The sequence below is a fragment of the Pseudomonas savastanoi genome (genome assembly GCF_020917325.1).
GTDB lineage: Bacteria > Pseudomonadota > Gammaproteobacteria > Pseudomonadales > Pseudomonadaceae > Aquipseudomonas > Aquipseudomonas amygdali.
Genome location: NZ_CP076652.1, coordinates 1,048,083 through 1,065,587 on the forward strand (window position 1 = coordinate 1,048,083; position 17,505 = coordinate 1,065,587).

The 17,505-nt window shown below is 57.6% G+C and carries 17 protein-coding genes and 1 tRNA gene; 9 read left to right on the top strand and 9 right to left on the bottom strand.

Annotation, left to right across the window (positions count from 1 at the left end; translation table 11 throughout):
- Nucleotides 1-161: 161 nt before the first annotated feature.
- Nucleotides 162-1,580 carry a mannose-1-phosphate guanylyltransferase/mannose-6-phosphate isomerase gene (locus KP808_RS04585; RefSeq protein ID WP_230017533.1) on the top strand — a complete coding sequence of 473 codons (1,419 nt, stop codon included), beginning with the start codon at nt 162-164 and terminating at the stop codon, nt 1,578-1,580.
- Between the two features lie 94 nt (nt 1,581-1,674).
- On the opposite strand, the gene KP808_RS04590 is transcribed toward KP808_RS04585, so the two are convergent.
- Nucleotides 1,675-2,331, bottom strand: coding sequence for a glutathione S-transferase (locus KP808_RS04590; RefSeq protein WP_177342358.1), 657 nt, complete (start codon nt 2,329-2,331; stop codon nt 1,675-1,677).
- A 182-nt stretch (nt 2,332-2,513) separates the two neighbouring features.
- Between KP808_RS04590 and KP808_RS04595 the strand changes: the two genes are divergently transcribed.
- On the top strand, nt 2,514-3,092 hold the full coding sequence (locus KP808_RS04595) for a TetR/AcrR family transcriptional regulator (protein WP_058407997.1): 579 nt from the start codon (nt 2,514-2,516) through the stop codon (nt 3,090-3,092).
- A 126-nt stretch (nt 3,093-3,218) separates the two neighbouring features.
- Here KP808_RS04595 and ychF read toward each other — a convergent pair whose 3' ends face one another.
- From ychF to KP808_RS04635, 8 genes are all read right to left on the bottom strand, one after another.
- Nucleotides 3,219-4,319 (bottom strand): redox-regulated ATPase YchF, encoded by a 1,101-nt coding sequence (ychF, locus tag KP808_RS04600; RefSeq protein ID WP_058400565.1) that lies wholly within the window; start codon nt 4,317-4,319, stop codon nt 3,219-3,221.
- Between the two features lie 21 nt (nt 4,320-4,340).
- Nucleotides 4,341-4,925, bottom strand: a complete 585-nt coding sequence (gene pth, locus KP808_RS04605; protein WP_003317127.1) for an aminoacyl-tRNA hydrolase — start codon at nt 4,923-4,925, stop codon at nt 4,341-4,343.
- 164 nt (nt 4,926-5,089) lie between these two features.
- Nucleotides 5,090-5,701, bottom strand: a complete 612-nt coding sequence (locus KP808_RS04610) for a 50S ribosomal protein L25/general stress protein Ctc (protein ID WP_058400566.1) — start codon at nt 5,699-5,701, stop codon at nt 5,090-5,092.
- A 124-nt stretch (nt 5,702-5,825) separates the two neighbouring features.
- Nucleotides 5,826-6,767: a ribose-phosphate pyrophosphokinase gene (locus KP808_RS04615; protein ID WP_002552145.1), complete on the bottom strand. Its 942-nt coding sequence runs from the start codon at nt 6,765-6,767 to the stop codon at nt 5,826-5,828.
- Between the two features lie 45 nt (nt 6,768-6,812).
- Nucleotides 6,813-6,887: transfer RNA gene (locus KP808_RS04620), tRNA-Gln, on the bottom strand.
- 37 nt (nt 6,888-6,924) lie between these two features.
- Nucleotides 6,925-7,773 carry a 4-(cytidine 5'-diphospho)-2-C-methyl-D-erythritol kinase gene (gene ispE / locus KP808_RS04625; protein WP_230018812.1) on the bottom strand — a complete coding sequence of 283 codons (849 nt, stop codon included), beginning with the start codon at nt 7,771-7,773 and terminating at the stop codon, nt 6,925-6,927.
- Nucleotides 7,774-7,793: 20 nt separating this feature from the next.
- Complete coding sequence (lolB, locus tag KP808_RS04630) at nt 7,794-8,411, bottom strand: lipoprotein insertase outer membrane protein LolB (RefSeq protein ID WP_058407996.1); 618 nt, start codon at nt 8,409-8,411, stop codon at nt 7,794-7,796.
- A 4-nt stretch (nt 8,412-8,415) separates the two neighbouring features.
- Entirely contained in the window at nt 8,416-10,143 is a 1,728-nt protein-coding gene (locus KP808_RS04635; RefSeq protein ID WP_219170997.1) for a tetratricopeptide repeat protein, read from the bottom strand.
- Between the two features lie 226 nt (nt 10,144-10,369).
- Here KP808_RS04635 and hemA point away from each other — a divergent pair, with 226 nt between their 5' ends.
- From hemA to KP808_RS04670, 7 genes are all read left to right on the top strand, one after another.
- Entirely contained in the window at nt 10,370-11,647 is a 1,278-nt protein-coding gene (gene hemA / locus KP808_RS04640; protein ID WP_002552149.1) for a glutamyl-tRNA reductase, read from the top strand.
- The gene (prfA, locus tag KP808_RS04645; RefSeq protein WP_003404940.1) at nt 11,644-12,726 is read left to right on the top strand and encodes a peptide chain release factor 1; all 1,083 of its coding nucleotides are present in this window, start codon (nt 11,644-11,646) and stop codon (nt 12,724-12,726) included. The genes hemA and prfA overlap by 4 nt, the downstream gene beginning before the upstream one ends.
- The gene (gene prmC, locus KP808_RS04650) at nt 12,727-13,560 is read left to right on the top strand and encodes a peptide chain release factor N(5)-glutamine methyltransferase (protein ID WP_230017534.1); all 834 of its coding nucleotides are present in this window, start codon (nt 12,727-12,729) and stop codon (nt 13,558-13,560) included.
- The gene (locus tag KP808_RS04655; protein ID WP_162181469.1) at nt 13,554-14,324 is read left to right on the top strand and encodes a molybdopterin-synthase adenylyltransferase MoeB; all 771 of its coding nucleotides are present in this window, start codon (nt 13,554-13,556) and stop codon (nt 14,322-14,324) included. The genes prmC and KP808_RS04655 overlap by 7 nt, the downstream gene beginning before the upstream one ends.
- Entirely contained in the window at nt 14,317-15,132 is an 816-nt protein-coding gene (murI, locus tag KP808_RS04660) for a glutamate racemase (protein ID WP_230017535.1), read from the top strand. Before KP808_RS04655 ends, murI begins: the two co-directional genes overlap by 8 nt.
- Nucleotides 15,133-15,250: 118 nt before the next feature.
- Entirely contained in the window at nt 15,251-15,769 is a 519-nt protein-coding gene (locus KP808_RS04665; RefSeq protein WP_002552154.1) for an acyloxyacyl hydrolase, read from the top strand.
- A 254-nt stretch (nt 15,770-16,023) separates the two neighbouring features.
- Nucleotides 16,024-17,454 carry an IS1182 family transposase gene (locus KP808_RS04670; protein WP_230017536.1) on the top strand — a complete coding sequence of 477 codons (1,431 nt, stop codon included), beginning with the start codon at nt 16,024-16,026 and terminating at the stop codon, nt 17,452-17,454.
- The last annotated feature ends 51 nt before the right edge of the window (nt 17,455-17,505 follow it).

The following is a 17,505-nucleotide window of genomic DNA, read 5'->3' on the forward strand; positions in this document are numbered from 1 at the left end:
CTAACATGGGTCAGCCCGGCTCGCACGGGGTGCAGGATGGTTGCTGCGAGGGAGTTGCTGAATGGTATGCATATTGTGGTGGCCTTCATGTTGCATACCTGCTGGAGCACCCGGATAATGCGGCCTTTGCTACGCCTTTGTGGCCCAAGAATGGAGCGTCTATGTTCACCCCTGTAATTCTGGCTGGCGGTAACGGTTCGCGGTTATGGCCTTTGTCGCGGCAGAGTTTCCCGAAGCAGTTTCTTGCCCTAGATGGTCAGGATCAGGGAACGATGTTTCAACGCACGCTGGCCCGGCTCAATGGCCTGGAGCACACTCCTGCGGTAGTGGTCAGCAATGAAAATCACCGTTTCATCGTCGCCGAACAATTGCGTGTAGCGAAGATGGCCAGCCGTCGCGTCATTCTCGAACCACTGGCTCGCAACACTGCTCCAGCTATCGCTTTGGCCGCGCTGGAAGCAACTGCCGACGGCACCGACCCGATACTGCTGGTGCTGGCTGCTGACCACCACATCCACGACGAAGAAGCTTTCCGACAAGCGGTGAAGATTGCTCAGGTACATGCCGAGGCAGGCCGACTGGTGACCTTTGGTATTACCCCGACTCACGCTGAAACCGGTTTTGGCTACATTCACTGCGGCGATGCGATTGCCGATGGCGGTTTCGCCATTGAAGCCTTCAAGGAAAAGCCATCGCCGGAAATGGCTGCCGAATACCTTTCTTCGGGTGCTTACCTGTGGAACAGCGGCATGTTCATGTTCCGCGCCTCGGTATTTTTGGCCGAACTGCGCAAGCATCGTTCCGACATATTGTCTGCGTGCCGCATAGCGCTGGAAGACTCCGAAGCCGACAGCTATTTCCTGCACGTCTCGTCCGAGAAGTTCGCCCTGTGCCCTGACGAATCCGTGGACTACGCAGTCATGGAGCACACCTCTGTCGGTCTGGTCGTACCGCTGGACGCTGGCTGGAACGATTTGGGTAGCTGGGCTGCTATCTGGGATGTAGGTCCGCATGATGCCAACAGCAATCGCCTGGAAGGCGATGTGATGGCGATCGATACCCGCAATTGCCTGGTACAGTCGCACCATCGACTGGTAGCCACCGTCGGCGTCGAGGACCTGATCGTCATCGAAACCAAGGATGCAATCCTGGTCGCCAACAAGCACAACAGCCAGCAGGTCAAGGACGTGGTCAAACGTCTGCAAGCCGAAGAGCGCCCCGAGTTTGTCACTCATCCGTTGGTCAACCGTCCGTGGGGTCATTACGACACGATCGATCTGGGCGAGCGCTATCAGGTCAAGCGCATCAGCGTGCTGCCGGGCGAGTGCCTGTCGCTGCAGATGCATTACCACCGCGCCGAGCACTGGATCGTGGTATCGGGTACTGCCAAGGTGATTTGCGACGATCAGGAACTGATCCTCTCCGAGAATCAGTCCACCTACATCCCGCTGGGCGTCAAACACTCGCTGGCCAACCCCGGCAAGGTGCCGTTGGAGCTCATCGAGGTGCAGTCGGGCTCGTACCTGGGTGAAGACGATATCGTGCGCTTTGAAGACCGCTACGGGCGTTTGAAGAAGTAAGCTTCTCAGGCACCGCTACACGTTTGGCAAAACGCCCCGCAAGCTCGCTTGCGGGGCGTTTTTTTGTCTGGCGGTAACCACAACTTCATCCGACTCAGCTTTGCGGTGCGCCACGCTCAACCATCGCTCGCCATTCCTGAACGCTGGGTCTTTCTTGCATCCTGGTATGCCATTCACGTAATGCTTCGCACTCGTCTGGCACTGGAAGTTTGACCAGCGAGGCGAAAATCATGCCGCCCAGCACTGCGATATCAGCCATGGAGAATGCGTCGCCGACGACAAAAGGTCGATCTTTGAGGATGCTGTCAAAATAGCGCATGCCACGAACGGCTTTTTCGCGCATGCGGCTACCCCATTCCTGATTTTGATAAAGCTCGACGTGTGGCCCAAGCCCCGGCGTAGCGTGATGAAAGTACGTACTTACGGCATCGAGAAACTCGATCTCGGCACGCTTGGTCATCATGTGAATAAGGCCCTTCTCGACAGCCGTTTCACCTGTAAGCACAGGGCTCCCGGTCACCAGGTCCAGGTATTGAGTGATCGCCGTGCACTCTGCAATGAGTGTTCCGTCATTCAGCTCCAGCACTGGAAGTGTTCCGGAATAGTTGATGGCCAGAAACGCTGGTTGTTTGTGTTCGCCTTTCCACAGATTGACCGATTTGAATTCAACCCTTGAAAGCAGTCCTTTCTCTGCCAGCGCGATTCTTACGCGAGCGGGGTAGGGGCCATCAAACCAGTCATGAATGGTCATGAGGGGGACTGAGGTGTTATCGAGTTGCGAGTCTGCGAATGTCATTATCAGATACCTGCCTGTCAGTTGGTAGGTAAAGACTGGTCCTTTGTCTCTTTCTTGTCAATCCCCTACCTGTCAGTTGGCAGGTGTCCGCGCAGTGAGTAGAATTCGCAACTATCAGACAAGTTGAGGAGTCGAGCGTGAGTGAAAATGCGCGGGAGGCCATATTGGCGGCTGCGAAAGCGGCTGCTCAGGTGCATGGCTACAGCGGAATCAATTTCCGCAATATCGGCGAGGCGGTAGGGATCAAGAACGCCAGCATCTATTACCACTTCCCGAGTAAGGCAGACCTCGGCGCTGCGGTGGCGAGACGCTATTGGCAGGACACCGCAGCTGTGCTGGACGCATTACGTGATCCAGATCCCAGCCGTAGCCTGCAGCACTATCCTTCAATATTTCGAACATCGCTGGAGCATGCCAACCGACTTTGCATGGCCAGCTTCATGGCTGCTGAGTACGAAGACCTGCCCGAAGAGGTCAAGGTTGAAGTAAAGGCGTTTGCAGATACAAACGTGGCCTGGCTGACCGATGTCCTGATTGACGCAGGACTGGGCGATTCAGCCAGCTGTGAGCGACGCGCCCGTTCCATCTACACCGCCGTTGCCGGTGCGCAACTGATGGCCCGTACCCGCTGTGATATCGGTTTGTTCGACGAGCTGATACTTACTTATCAGGAGACGGGACTGATTCCGGTGCGGCAGATCCAGGCGTCCAGATGATGCGTTGAATTGAAAGCGGTGCAAACGAGGTGCGCAGAAACAATAAAACCGCACAAAGGTGCGGTTTTATCGAGGTTTCAGCAACTGCCCAATGTCTTAAGGAGCGCCTGAAGCCAGGTACTTAAATCAGACGTTAAACCTGAAATGCATCACGTCACCGTCTTTGACGACATATTCTTTGCCTTCCAGACGCCATTTACCCGCTTCCTTGGCACCGGACTCGCCCTTGAACTGGATGAAGTCGTCGTAGGCCACCACTTCGGCACGGATGAAGCCTTTTTCGAAGTCGGTGTGGATGACACCTGCGGCCTGTGGTGCGGTGGCACCGACGCGGACGGTCCAGGCGCGGACTTCTTCGACGCCTGCGGTGAAGTAGGTCTGCAGGTGGAGCATTTCGTAGCCAGCGCGAATGACGCGGTTCAGGCCGGGTTCTTCGAGGCCTAGAGCTTCGAGGAACATGTCTTTTTCTTCGCCGTCATCCAGCTCGGCGATTTCGGCTTCGATCTTGTTGCAGACCGGCACCAGCATTGCGCCTTCTTCTTCAGCGATGGCGCGGACCACGTCCAGCAGGGGGTTGTTCTCGAAACCGTCTTCGGCAACGTTGGCGATGTACATGACCGGCTTGGTGGTCAGCAGGTGGAAGCCACGAATGATGACTTTCTCGTCATTGCTCATGCTCTTCATCAGGCTGCGTGCTGGCTTGCCTTCACTGAAGTGGGCGATCAGTTGTTCAAGCAGGCCTTTCTGGACCACTGCGTCCTTGTCACCGCCCTTGGCATTGCGCGTGACCTTTTGCAGTTGCTTCTCGCAGCTGTCGAGGTCAGCGAAGATCAGTTCCAGATCGATGATCTCGATGTCGCGCTTGGGGTCGACGCTGTTGGAGACGTGAATCACGTTCTCGTCTTCAAAGCAGCGCACCACGTGAGCGATGGCGTCGGTCTCGCGAATGTTGGCGAGGAACTTGTTGCCCAGGCCTTCGCCTTTCGAGGCACCTGCCACCAGGCCGGCGATGTCGACGAACTCCATGGTGGTCGGCAGGATGCGTTTCGGGTTGACGATGGCTGCCAGGGCCGCCAGGCGCGGGTCAGGCATCGGCACGATGCCGCTGTTCGGTTCAATGGTGCAGAAGGGGAAGTTCTCGGCCGCAATACCAGATTTGGTCAGGGCGTTGAACAGGGTGGACTTGCCGACGTTAGGCAGGCCGACGATGCCGCAATTGAATCCCATGGTGTTTCCCCTCGAGTGATGTCAGGCCTTCTGGCTGTGCAGGTTTTTCATCGCCCGGTTCCATTCACCGGCGAAGATATCCGGCAGCACGCCGAGGGCAAAGTCGATACTGGCGTCCAGTTTTTCCTGCTCGGCGCGTGGCGCTCGACCCAGGACAAAGCCGGATACCTTGCTGGCATCGCCCGGGTGGCCGATGCCAAGCCGCAAGCGATGAAATGTGTTCTGGTTGCCGAGCTGCGCGATGATGTCGCGCAGGCCGTTATGACCGCCATGGCCGCCGCCCACTTTGAGTTTGGCAACGCCCGGAGGCAGGTCCAGTTCGTCATGCGCCACCAGAATCGACTCAACCGGAATACGGTAGAAACCGGCGAGTGCCGCGACGGCCTGGCCGCTGCGGTTCATGTAGGTGGTGGGAATCAGCAGACGAACATCCTGACCCTGATGCGTAAAACGCCCGGTCAGGCCAAAGAATTTGCGCTCGGGAACGAGATTGACTCGCTGCGCCGCAGCAATACGCTCAACAAAAAAAGCCCCTGCGTTATGCCGGGTCTGTTCGTATTCAGCGCCTGGATTTCCCAGGCCAACGATCAGTTGTATGGCGGTCACGACAGGGGCTCTTCCTTTGGAGTTGAGGGTTAAACCGCTTGCGACAGCGGCAATGTGGGCGAAAACTGCTCATTTACCATGATGTAAACTCAGCGATCTCGCCCGCCTTGCCTGCTATCGCTCGCGATGTTTCCTGAGCAACTCCGACGTTACCAAGTAATGAATTACTCGGCTGCGCCTTCTTCACCTTCTTCTGCTTCGTCTTTGACGATGCGCGGTGCGTGGACGTTGGCGATTGCCAGGTCAGTACCGTGTGCCAAGGCAACGAACTCGACGCCTTTAGGTGCTTTCAGCTCGGACAGGTGAACGTTGTCGCCCACTTCCAGCGCGCCCAGATCAACTTCGATGAACTCAGGCAGGTCTTTAGGCAGGCAGGTCACTTCCAGTTCAGTGGTAGTGTGCGAGATCTCGCCGCCTTTCTTGACTGGAGCTTCTTCGTTCAGGAAGTGGATCGGCACGATTGCGGTCAGTTTCTGGCCGGCAATAACGCGCACGAAGTCAGCGTGCATCACGTGGCCTTTGGCCGGGTGACGTTGCAGCGCCTTGATGATGACGTTTTGCTTCTTGCCACCAATGTTCAGCTCGATGATGTGGCTGTAGGCCGCATCGTTTTCGAGCAGTTTGGAAACTTCCTTGGCCAGCATGCTGATGGACTCAGGGGCTTTGTCGCCACCGTAGACTACAGCTGGAACCAGGCTGGCGAGACGACGCAGGCGGCGGCTCGCACCTTTCCCCAGGTCGGAACGCTGTTCTGCATTCAGGGTAAATTCGTTCATGTTGTATCTCCAAATTAACCACATCCGCCGTTGCGTTTGCGACCAGCGCTCGGGCGGTATGGGCAAAAAAGCCCCGCCCTGACAGGATGTCAGGGCGGGGCGCTTTTCGTCTGCGTGATGTCAGTTAACGGAACATCGCGCTGATCGATTCTTCATTGCTGATGCGGCGAACCGCTTCGGCGACTACCGGCGCAATATCCAGTTGACGGATACGGCTGCAGGCTTGTGCTGCTGCGGACAACGGGATGGTGTTGGTCACCACCAGTTCGTCCAGCACGGAATTTTCAATGTTTTCGATCGCCCGACCCGACAGCACAGGGTGTGTGCAGTAGGCGAAGACCTTGGCTGCGCCATGCTCTTTCAGGGCCTTGGCCGCGTGGCACAGGGTGCCGGCGGTGTCGACCATGTCATCGACCAGAATGCAGGTACGCCCTTCGACATCACCGATGATATGCATCACTTCAGAGTGATTGGCTTTCTCACGGCGTTTGTCGATGATACCGAGATCGACGCCCAGGGATTTCGCAACAGCACGTGCACGCACGACGCCGCCGATATCCGGGGAAACGATCATCAGGTTTTCAAAGCGCTGGTCTTCGATGTCATCCACCAGAACGGGGGAGCCGTAGATGTTATCTACCGGAATATCGAAGAACCCCTGGATCTGGTCAGCATGAAGATCAACCGTGAGAACACGGTCGATTCCCACCACGGTGAGCATGTCAGCGACAACTTTCGCGCTGATGGCAACACGTGCGGAGCGCGGACGGCGATCCTGGCGGGCATAACCAAAGTAGGGAATCACAGCAGTGATTCGGGACGCTGAGGAGCGGCGGAAGGCATCAGCCATCACGACCAGTTCCATCAGGTTATCGTTCGTTGGTGCGCAGGTCGGCTGAATGATGAAGACGTCTTTACCGCGGACGTTTTCATTAATCTCAGTGCTGATTTCACCGTCGGAAAATTTTCCGACAGAGACATCACCCAGTGGGATATGCAGCTGACGTACTACACGCCGAGCGAGATCGGGGTTGGCATTCCCCGTAAAGACCATCATCTTGGACACGCGCAGTACCTAGAGGCTGAGGGTAACCTGGATGAGTATAGAAAATGGCAGGGGCGGCTGGATTCGAACCAACGCATGGCAGGATCAAAACCTGCTGCCTTACCGCTTGGCGACGCCCCTGTATTGAATCAATCGAGTGCCTGGCACTCAATTCCTGTTACAGAATTTGCAGCTTGCGATGCAACATCGAGATGTTACTTCCTTTCGCTACGAACCCCGTAAGGGTCTCTGTAAGAAGGGCCGAGACTTTATCAGCTTCAGCTTTGTTTGGGAAGGCCCCAAACACACAACTTCCAGTTCCGGTTAATTTTGCTTCGGTAAAATTACCTAACAAATTCAAAGCGTTACGTACTTCTGGGTAACGCCTCTCTACAACCGCCTTACAGTCATTTCGACTGTTTCCCTTGGGAACGGGGCGCACTTTAATGGGAGGCGTGTCGCGTGTCAACAACGGATCTGAAAAAATTTCTGCTGTACTTACAGCGACTTGCGGAACGAGCACCAAATACCAGGGTTCTTCGGGGTCAACCGGGGTGAGAATTTCCCCGACGCCCTCAGCAAATGCGGCGTGTCCACGGACAAAAACCGGTACATCGGCGCCCAGCGTCAGCCCCAGTTGCGCCAGACGATCCTCATCCCAACCGAGCTGCCACAAATGATTCAGGGCCAGCAGGGTGGTCGCTGCATCCGAGCTGCCGCCGCCGATACCGCCACCCATGGGCAGGCGTTTTTCCAGCCAGATATCCATGCCCAGTGTGCAACCGGACTGTTTTTGCAGCGCTCGGGCAGCTTTGACGATCAGGTTGCTGTCATGCGGAACGCCGGGAACATCGGTCTGCAGGCGAATCTCGCCGTCCTGGCGAACGGTAAAGCCCAGTTCGTCACCGTAATCGAGAAACTGAAACAGGGTTTGCAACTCATGGTAGCCGTCCGGACGGCGTCCCAGAATGTGCAGCATCAGGTTCAGCTTTGCCGGAGCAGGCAAAACCAACTGGGCCTTGGCCATATCCTGTAATGCAGTCATGGTCATTGCCCCAGTTTGCGAGGCTGCCAGTCCTTGATGACCAGCGTGACATCGAGGTCCTGACCGTGCAGCTTGACGCGTTCGGGCAGCCAGTAGCCATTCTGTTCGACATAACTGAGGTATTCCACCTGCCAGCCGTCCTGCTCAAGGCTGGCCAGACGGCTGTCACCGTCGAGTGTCACGCTACTTTTGCTGTCCGGTGCCGGCAAGCCACGCACCCACCATACGAGGTGGGAAACCGGTAGTTTCCAGCCCAGTTGGTCCTGAAGCAGTGTTTCCGGCGTCGTGGCTTCGTAGTGGCCCTGATTGGCGACTTCAAGCGCGACAGCGCCGGGCCTGCCGGTCAGTCGTGCTGCGCCGCGGCCGAGCGGACCGGACAAGCGGATATCGTAGTAATCCTGGCGCTGCAGCCAGAACAGGGTGCCGCTGCCGGAGTCCTTCGGCGCACGAATACCGACCTTGCCGTTGATCTGCCAGCCATCAAGGCTGCTCAGTTGCTGTTTGTGTTCGCGCCATTGCGCGGGGTCGCCCTTGCCCTGAACGGCTTCGCGGGAAGTGAGACCGGCACAGCCGGTGAGCAGGGCGATGAGGCTGAATACGATTACGTGGCGCAAAAACATAACGTCAAAGGGTCTCTGAACCGGTCAAGCGTCGCAGTGTGCTGCGCAGGACGGTGCTGTCGGGTTGTTGTTCCAGGGCCTTGGCCCATACTTTCCGGGCTTCGCGCTGTTCGCCTTTGGCCCAGAGTACTTCTCCCAGATGTGCGGCTACTTCGTGGTCGGGGAAGCGTTCGAGCGCCTGACGCAGGTAGCGTTCGGCGTCGTCCAGATTGCCCATGCGGTAATTCACCCAGCCAAGGCTGTCGAGAACCGCCGGATCGTCGGGGCTGATCTGATGGGCTTTCTCGATCAGTTCGCGGGCTTCGGCGTAACGCGTGGTGCGATCGGAAAGGGTGTAGCCCAGTGCATTCAGCGCCATGGCGTTTTCCGGCTCGCGCTTGATGATGCTACGCAAGTCTTTTTCCATCTGCGCCAGATCATTGCGCTTTTCAGCCAGCATGGCGCGGGTATAGAGCAGGTTGGCGTCGTCCGGGTACTGCTTGAGCGCCGTGTTCAGCACCTGCCAGCCGCGATCCAGTTGATCATTGCTGGTCAGGGTTTCGGCTTCGATCAGGTACAGCTGAATGGCGTAATCGGGCTCTTCGGCACGTGCTTCAGCCAGGCGTTTGGCAGCTTCTGCGCCGTTGCCATTGCTGACCAGAATATCGGCCTGGCGCAATTGAGCCGCCAGGAAGTCCGGGCCCGGTCCGACCTGAGCGTATTCGTTGAGCGCGCTTTGCGGGTCCTCGCGCTCTTCGTGGATGCGGCCCAGATTCAAATGCGCTGAATCGACGTGTGCACCACGGGCGATCAGTTCTTCCAGGTAGCCAGCTGCTTCGTCCCAGGCCTTGGCTTCAAGGCATACCAGGGCCAGCGAAAAGCGCAGCTCGTCGTCATCCGGATATTGCTGCAAAAGGGCGGAAAACTGCACTTTGGCGTCTTCCATGCGGTTTTGCTCAACGAGCATGCGCGCATACGTCAGGCGCAGGCGTTTGTCGTCCGGGTATTTCTTGATGCTTTTCTCAAGCAGGGGCACCGCTTCCTTGCCCCGGTTCATGCTTTGCAGCAGACGGGCATGCAGCAGGATGGGCGCGATTTCACCTTCTTTGGGCGGGTTGTCTTCCAGCAGCTTCAACGACTGTTCGGCGTCACCATTCTGCTGAAGCAACAGCGCCTTGCCGAAAATCAGCTGGCTGTTGTTCGGGTATTTGCCCAGCAACCGATCAAAACTTTTGAGCAGACCGTTGCGGGTGTCCGGATCGGTTTCGGCCGCAGACAGGGCCAGAAAGTCGAAGTGCGTGTCGCCCTGACCCTGCAGGACTCTCTCCATGTACACCAGAGAATCGTCGTAACGTCCCGCGCGCGCCAGTTGAATGGCTGCGGCGCGTTGCGCTTCGAGGTCGGTCGGTGCGTTTCTTGCCCAGATCAGCGCGGTTTCCAGTGCAGACTGATCAGCGCCCATGTATTCGGCAATCTGATAGGCGCGTTCGGAGACCCCCGGGTCCTGAGTCTTGATCGCCTGGGTCACGTAGTTGTCCAGGGCGATGTCGAAGCGGTTGCGCTGGCCGGCCAGCTCCGCGCTCAACAGGCTGACCAGGGTGTCCTGAGTGAACGAACCATAGACCTTCGGCTTGGCTTCAGGCGCGGGAGGGGCGTCTTTCTGAGCGGGCACGGGCTGTGACGAGACGGGGGCCATTGACTGGCAGCCGCCTAGAAAGGCAAGAGCAAGGAACAACGCGGAGGATCTATTCATATATAAGAAGGGCGGCTTACCTGCGGTGGGAGCATCATGACACAAGGCTGTTGGCAAAACCCACAGCCGTCGGAAAAACTGATGCAATGCTTGTGTTTGCAGTGTCGCCAGCCTGAAAACGCAGGCTGCGACGATCGATTGTAGTGGGACAATAATATGTGGTGGTTGTTCTGAGCTTATTGAAGTAGGACAATTACCGGCTTCACGTCACCACCTGCGACCCTGAATGGCCTTCCTTGCACTCGGTATCAATCATAAGACCGCCTCGGTCGACGTTCGCGAGCGCGTGGCATTTACCCCGGAACAGTTGGTGGAGGCGTTGCAGCAGCTTTGCCACCTGACCGAAAGTCGCGAGGCTGCGATTCTTTCAACCTGTAATCGCAGCGAGTTGTACATCGAGCACGAGCATCTCGGTGCGGACAGCATTCTTGCCTGGCTCGCCAATTACCATCACCTCAGCCTGGAAGAACTGCGCGCCAGCGCTTACGTCCATGAGGACGATGCTGCCGTGCGGCACATGATGCGTGTCGCCTCGGGGCTCGACTCCCTGGTGCTCGGCGAGCCGCAGATTCTCGGCCAGATGAAGTCTGCGTATGCCGTTGCGCGCGAGGCCGGAACGGTCGGGCCGTTACTGGGTCGCCTGTTTCAGGCCACGTTCAGCGCCGCCAAACAGGTGCGTACAGACACTGCAATTGGTGAAAACCCGGTGTCCGTAGCCTTCGCTGCGGTCAGTCTGGCCAAACAGATTTTCAGCGACCTGCAACGCAGTCAGGCCTTGTTGATCGGTGCGGGCGAGACCATTACTCTGGTCGCCCGGCATCTGCATGATCTGGGCGTCAAGCGTATCGTGGTTGCCAACCGTACGCTGGAGCGCGCCAGCATGCTGGCTGCCGAGTTCGGTGCCCATGCGGTGTTGCTGTCGGATATCCCGGCCGAGCTGGTCAACAGCGATATCGTGATCAGTTCCACCGCCAGCCAGTTGCCGATCCTGGGCAAGGGGGCCGTGGAAAGTGCGCTGAAACTGCGCAAACACAAACCCATTTTCATGGTCGATATTGCCGTACCGCGGGATATCGAGCCTGAAGTCGGCGAACTGGACGACGTTTACCTCTACAGCGTTGATGATCTGCACGAAGTGGTGGCAGAAAATCTCAAGAGTCGCCAGGGGGCCGCACTGGCTGCCGAACAACTGGTCAGCGTGGGTGCCGAAGACTTCATGTCGCGGCTGCGCGAACTGGCGGCGGTTGATGTGTTGCGCGCCTATCGTCAGCAAAGCGAACGGCTGCGTGACGAAGAACTGAGCAAGGCGCAACGTATGCTGGCCAACGGCAGTAATGCCGAGGACGTATTGATCCAGCTGGCACGCGGCCTGACCAACAAATTGCTGCACGCACCCAGCGTGCAGCTCAAGAAGCTGTCTGCCGAAGGTCGCGTCGATGCGCTGGCCATGGCCCAGGAACTTTTTGCCCTCGGTGAGGGCTCGACGGATAAAACCCCGCAATGAAAGCTTCACTGCTCAATAAGCTGGATGTTCTCAGCGACCGTTTCGAGGAACTGACCGCGCTGCTCGGCGATGCCGAAGTCATCAGCGATCAGACACGCTTTCGCGCCTATTCCCGTGAATACGCTGAAGTGGAGCCGGTCGTTGCGCTCTACGCGCAGTTGCTCAGGGTGCAGGGTGACCTGGAGGGCGCACAGGCGCTGCTCAAGGACAGCGATCCGGACATGCGTGAAATGGCCGTCGAGGAAGTTCGCGAAACAAAACAGCAACTGGTCGAGCTGGAAGCGCAATTGCAGCGCATGCTGTTGCCCAAGGACCCGAACGACGGTCGTAACGTGTTTCTGGAAATCCGGGCGGGCACCGGCGGTGATGAAGCGGCGATCTTCTCCGGCGACCTGTTTCGCATGTACTCGCGTTACGCCGAGCGGCGTGGCTGGCGAGTCGAGATTCTGTCCGAAAACGAAGGCGAGCATGGCGGCTACAAGGAAGTCATTGCGCGCGTCGAAGGTGACAGTGTCTATGGCAAGCTGAAATTCGAGTCCGGCGCGCACCGTGTGCAGCGCGTGCCCGAGACCGAATCCCAGGGCCGTATTCATACTTCAGCCTGTACGGTTGCGGTGTTGCCGGAGCCTGACGAGCAACAGGCGATCGAGATCAACCCGGCCGACCTGCGTGTCGACACCTATCGCTCCTCAGGGGCCGGCGGTCAGCACGTCAACAAAACCGATTCGGCGATCCGCATTACCCACTTGCCATCGGGTATTGTCGTCGAGTGCCAGGAAGAGCGTTCGCAGCACAAGAACAGAGCCCGGGCGATGTCCTGGCTGTCTGCCAAACTGAATGATCAGCAGACCAGCGCGGCGGCCAACGCCATCGCCAGCGAGCGCAAGCTGCTCGTGGGGTCGGGTGATCGTTCCGAGCGCATTCGTACGTATAATTTCCCTCAAGGGCGAGTGACGGATCACCGCGTGAACCTGACTCTGTATTCGCTGGATGAAGTTCTGGCGGGCGGGGTCGATGCAGTGATAGAGCCGCTACTCGCTGAATATCAGGCTGATCAACTTGCGGCACTGGGTGAGTAAATGACCATCATCGCAAGTTTGTTAAGAAGCGCCGAGCTTCCCGATTCACCGACCGCGCGGCTCGACATAGAGCTGCTGCTGGCGGCAGCGCTGGGCAAACCGCGCAGCTTTCTGCATACCTGGCCTGAGCGCATCGTCAGCACCGAGGCTGCACTGGCCTTTGCAGGTTACCTGCAGCGTCGACGCACGGGCGAGCCGGTGGCTTACATTCTCGGTCAGCAAGGTTTCTGGAAGCTCGATCTGGAAGTAGCGCCGCATACCCTGATTCCGCGTCCAGAGACCGAAATGCTGGTCGAGGCTGCGCTGGAACTGGTGCCTGCCTTTGCCCCGGCTCAGGTCCTGGATTTAGGCACTGGCACCGGAGCGATTGCGCTGGCGCTGGCCAACGACCGGCAGCAATGGAAAGTGACAGCGGTGGACCGTGTGCCCGAGGCGGTCGCGCTGGCCGAACGCAACCGGCAACGTCTGCAACTGGATAACGCCCAGGTGCTCAACAGCCACTGGTTCAGTGCGCTGGAAGGGCGTCAGTTTGATCTGATCATCAGTAACCCGCCGTACATCGCCGACGCTGATCCGCATCTGTCGGCCGGTGACGTGCGTTTCGAGCCGAGCAGTGCGTTGACTGCCGGTTCCGACGGGCTGGACGATTTGCGCACGATCATTGCCGACGCGCCGGTGCACCTCAGCGCCGATGGCTGGCTGCTGCTGGAGCACGGTTACGATCAAGGCCCGGCGGTGCGCGAACTGTTGATCCGTCATGGTTTCGAGCGCATCCAGACGCGTCGTGATCTGGGTGAGCACGAGCGCATCACGTTCGGATGCAAGCCGTGCTGAGTGATCAGGAGCTGCTGCGCTACAGTCGCCAGATTCTGCTGCAACATGTTGATATCGACGGCCAGCTGCGCCTCAAGCAAAGTCGCGCGCTGATCGTCGGCGTCGGCGGGCTTGGTTCGCCGGTGGCCCTTTATCTGGCCGCCGCAGGGGTCGGTGAACTGCATCTGGCGGATTTTGATCACGTCGACCTGACCAACCTGCAACGCCAGATCATTCATGATACCCAGAGCATCGGACAGGCCAAGGTAGATTCGGCTCTGGCCCGGCTCAAGGCGATCAATCCCGAGATCACTCTCGTCGCTCATCGCTCAGCGCTGGATACCGACTCACTGGAGGCGGCGGTGCAGGCTGTCGATCTGGTGCTGGATTGCTCGGATAATTTCGCCACCCGCGAAGCGGTCAATGCCACCTGTGTCGCTGCCGGCAAGCCGTTGGTCAGCGGTGCTGCCATTCGGCTTGAAGGGCAGTTGTCGGTGTTCGATCCGCGTCGTGCGGACAGCCCGTGTTACCACTGCCTGTACGGTCACGGCAGCGAAGCCGAACTGACCTGCAGCGAGGCCGGTGTCATCGGGCCGCTGGTTGGCCTGGTTGGCAGCCTGCAAGCACTCGAAGCCTTGAAGCTGCTGGCCGGTTTTGGCGAGCCAATGGTCGGGCGACTGCTATTGATTGATGCCTTGAGTACCCGTTTCCGTGAACTGAAAGTCAAGCGCGACCCGGCGTGCAGCGTTTGCAGTGCAGCAAGCGGGCAGGGCGAACATGCCTGACATGCAGATGAGCCATGCCAGCGATGCGCCTGTCGCAATCTTCGATTCCGGAGTCGGTGGCCTTTCAGTGCTCAATGAAATCCGCCAGTTGCTGCCCAGCGAGTCACTGCTGTATCTGGCGGACTGCGGGCATATTCCTTATGGCGAAAAGACCCCTGAATTCATTACCGAACGGTGCCTGACAATTGCGGGATTCTTCCGCGAGCAGGGTGCCAAGGCACTGGTCGTCGCCTGCAACACCGCGACGGCGGCGGGCGTGGCGCACCTTCGTCAACGCTACCCGGACTGGCCAATTGTGGGTATGGAGCCTGCTGTCAAACCTGCTGCCGAGGCGACCCGCAGCGGTGTTGTCGGTGTGCTGGCGACTACCGGAACGCTACAAAGCGCCCGCTTTGCGGCGTTGCTGGACCGATTTGCCAACGATGTTCGGGTTGTAACCCAGCCGTGCCCAGGGCTGGTCGAACTGATCGAAACCGGTGATCTGCTCAGTCCGCAAATCCGTCAATTGCTGCTGCATTATGTCGAGCCGCTGCTGGCAGCGCGCTGTGACACGATCATTCTGGGCTGTACTCACTACCCGTTTCTCAAACCTTTGTTGCGGGAGATGCTTCCCGAATCGGTCACCCTGATCGACACCGGGGCTGCGGTAGCGCGTCAGTTACAGCGTCTTTTGTCGCGTTCCAACCTTCTTGCCACTGGCGACGCGCGAGATACTGTGTATTGGTCTAGTGACATTCCGGACAATTTCAGAAAAATCCTACCTTTTTTGTCGCAAAGTCCTGGCAATGTGAGAAGCTTCCGTTTGTAAAAAAAACGTGAAAAAAGGCGCTTTTGGGGTGAACTAACGTCGCCTCCACGGCTTCTATAAAAGCGGCTGATGAATTCCAACACTTTTCGTACAATTTAATATATTTAGGACGTTTCTCATGAAGAGACTCTTTTGCCTGGCCGTGATTGCGGCCGCTTTGGCAGGGCAAGCTTCAATCGCGCAGGCTGATGGTGTTGAGTTTTCGGTCGGTCAGACCGGCGAGTCGACCATGACTTATCGTCTGGGCGTGCAGTTCGATTGGGATAAAACCTGGCTGCAAAGCGACATCGGCCGTTTGACCGGCTACTGGGATGGCGCTTACACCTATTGGGATGGCAAGGACTACAAGGATAACCACAGCCTGTCGTTCTCCCCTGTTCTGGTCTACGAATTCGGCAACGGCAACGTCAAGCCTTACGTAGAAGCCGGTATCGGCGTCTCGGTGTTCTCGAACACCCAGGTTGAAGATCGCAAGTTCGGTTCTGCCTTCAACTTCGAAGACCGCATCGGTTTCGGCCTGCGCTTCGCGGGCGGGCATGAAGTCGGCATCCGCGCGACTCACTATTCCAACGCCGGCATCAAAGAGCCGAACGACGGTATAGAAAGCTACGCACTGCACTACAAGATGCCGTTCTGATTTGACTGGCATTCGTGCCAACGCTTCGCTGCAGCACAACGTAATGCCCTGCCCAAAGCCATTGCGCATAAAATGCTTTTTTATCGCGATGGCACTGACAACGCAGAGTGCGACGTTAGTGACGGCTGAGTTCTGACGCTGATCCGGGGGATGCGAGGCAGGACGCCGAGCAAGCCGCACCGGGCCCAGAGTGTGTAAAAACTCAAGGTAAACCTTTGCTATGATTTCTCAGGATTTCATTGCAAGGGTTGCCCATGAAACGCTTCATCCAAGGCGAACACCGAGGTCAAAGTACCTTGCTTCCCGAGAGTCTCGACGATTACGTCAGCGACACCAATCCGGTGCGCGTGGTCGATGTCTTTGTGGATGAACTCGACCTTATCGCCTTGGGTTTTGAAAGCGCTGTCCCCGCTGAAACGGGCCGACCGGCTTACCATCCTGCAGTCATGCTGAAGATCTACATCTACGGCTATCTCAACCGGGTCCAGTCAAGCCGACGCCTTGAGCGCGAGGCGCAGCGCAACGTCGAGCTGATGTGGCTGACCGGTCGCCTGATGCCGGATTTCAAGACCATCGCCAACTTCCGAAAGGACAACGGTAAGGGCATTCGAGGCGTCTGTCGGCAGTTTGTCGTGCTGTGTCAACAATTGGGGCTTTTCTCGGAACATTTCGTCGCCATCGATGGCAGTAAATTCAAGGCGGTGAACCACCGCGACCGCAATTTCACCAGCGCCAAACTGAAGCGTCGGATGGAAGAGATTGAATCAAGCATTGCCCGTTATCTAAAGGGGCTGGATGCGGCTGATCGGGAAGAGCCCAAAGCTTCAGACCCCAAGGGCGGCCTGGAGGAGAAAATCGCCAAATTGAAGGAGCAAATGAAGGCGTTGCAGGCCATCGAGGTACAGCTTGAAGAATCTCCGGACAAACAAATTTCGCTGACCGATCCGGACGCGCGCTCAATGATGAGCAGTGGCGGAAAAGGTATCGTGGGTTACAACGTACAGACCGCAGTGGATACCAAGCATCATTTGATCGTCGCGCACGAGGTGACCAATGTCGGTCACGACCGTGATCAACTTAGCTCGATGGCCCTGCAGGCCCGTGAGGCGATGCAAGTCGAATCGTTGTCGGTGGCGGCAGACCGTGGGTATTACAAAAGCGGAGAAATCCTGGCCTGTCATGAGGCAGGGATCACAGCTTATGTGCCGAAAACGCTGAGCTCGCGGGCCAAATTTGATGGCCGCTTCGGCAATGAAGAGTTTGTTTACGATGCGAACAACGATGAGTACGTCTGTCCCGCCAATCAAGTGCTGATCTGGCGCAACTCTTATGTCGACAAGGGCAAGAAGCTGGACGTTTACTGGCGCTCCAACTGCCAAGTCTGCTCGATAAAGGCGCAATGCACACCGGCCCGAGAGAGAAAGGTTCGGCGCTGGGAACATGAGACAGTGCTAGAAGAAATGCACGTCCGCCTGGCCAGCGCGCCGCAGGTAATGACCCTGCGCAAGCAGACCGTGGAGCACCCCTTCGGGACTCTCAAGCAGTGGATGGGTGCAACGCACTTTCTGACGCGCCGGCTTGGCGGAGTGAGCACCGAAATGAGTTTGAACGTGCTGGCTTATAACCTGAAGCGGGTGATGAAAATCATCGGCATGCCTGACTTGATGAGAGCCTTAGCGCCCTGAAAAGGTCGTTTTTGCGGCTATTTATCAAGCCAGGTACGCCTTCTCAAAGCT

Bases quoted from the DNA above. Each gene is read 5' to 3' on its own strand.
- KP808_RS04585 (WP_230017533.1), top strand. From the start codon at position 162: ATGTTCACCCCTGTAATTCTGGCTGGCGGTAACGGTTCGCGGTTATGG.
- KP808_RS04590 (WP_177342358.1), bottom strand. From the start codon at position 2,331: ATGACCATTCATGACTGGTTTGATGGCCCCTACCCCGCTCGCGTAAGA.
- ychF (WP_058400565.1), bottom strand. From the start codon at position 4,319: ATGGGATTCAATTGCGGCATCGTCGGCCTGCCTAACGTCGGCAAGTCC.
- KP808_RS04610 (WP_058400566.1), bottom strand. From the start codon at position 5,701: ATGAACGAATTTACCCTGAATGCAGAACAGCGTTCCGACCTGGGGAAA.
- ispE (WP_230018812.1), bottom strand. From the start codon at position 7,773: ATGGCCAAGGCCCAGTTGGTTTTGCCTGCTCCGGCAAAGCTGAACCTG.
- lolB (WP_058407996.1), bottom strand. From the start codon at position 8,411: ATGTTTTTGCGCCACGTAATCGTATTCAGCCTCATCGCCCTGCTCACC.
- KP808_RS04635 (WP_219170997.1), bottom strand. From the start codon at position 10,143: ATGAATAGATCCTCCGCGTTGTTCCTTGCTCTTGCCTTTCTAGGCGGC.
- hemA (WP_002552149.1), top strand. From the start codon at position 10,370: ATGGCCTTCCTTGCACTCGGTATCAATCATAAGACCGCCTCGGTCGAC.
- prfA (WP_003404940.1), top strand. From the start codon at position 11,644: ATGAAAGCTTCACTGCTCAATAAGCTGGATGTTCTCAGCGACCGTTTC.
- prmC (WP_230017534.1), top strand. From the start codon at position 12,727: ATGACCATCATCGCAAGTTTGTTAAGAAGCGCCGAGCTTCCCGATTCA.
- murI (WP_230017535.1), top strand. From the start codon at position 14,317: ATGCCTGACATGCAGATGAGCCATGCCAGCGATGCGCCTGTCGCAATC.
- KP808_RS04665 (WP_002552154.1), top strand. From the start codon at position 15,251: ATGAAGAGACTCTTTTGCCTGGCCGTGATTGCGGCCGCTTTGGCAGGG.
- KP808_RS04670 (WP_230017536.1), top strand. From the start codon at position 16,024: ATGAAACGCTTCATCCAAGGCGAACACCGAGGTCAAAGTACCTTGCTT.